This window comes from Acetomicrobium sp. S15 = DSM 107314, from assembly GCF_016125955.1.
GTDB classification, from domain to species: Bacteria; Synergistota; Synergistia; order Synergistales; family Thermosynergistaceae; genus Thermosynergistes; species Thermosynergistes pyruvativorans.
In genome coordinates this window covers 1-330 of the sequence record NZ_JADEVE010000183.1, presented here as the reverse complement: position 1 = coordinate 330, position 330 = coordinate 1, and the positions used below count along the sequence as shown (strand labels likewise).

The 330-nt window shown below is 61.8% G+C and carries 1 protein-coding gene; it reads left to right on the top strand.

Annotation, left to right across the window (positions count from 1 at the left end; translation table 11 throughout):
* Positions 1-330 (top strand): hypothetical protein (locus EZM41_RS04720; protein ID WP_198469988.1); only part of this gene is annotated, 330 nt, incomplete at both ends.

Below are 330 nucleotides of genomic sequence, written 5' to 3'. Positions count from 1 at the left end.
GGTCAAGCCAGCTCTCTCAGTTTATGGACCAGACCAATCCGTTGGCCGAATTGACTCACCGCCGCCGCCTTTCGGCGCTCGGACCAGGTGGGTTGAGCCGCGAGAGGGCGGGTTTTGAGGTCTGGCTGAGCCACGACCTTTCGGGCAGTTACGAGGAGGTCCCTCCGACGTTGTTGGAGGAACTGTCGCGGGACCGCCGGTGGTGTCAAGGCAACCTCCAGAGGGCGCGCTCGCGCCTTAACGTAGCTCTTGAGGCCTTAGCCCTCGCCAAAGAACACCTAAACGAGGTGGAGGCCCTTCACAGGAACGGCGTCGTGGCTTTAAACGAGG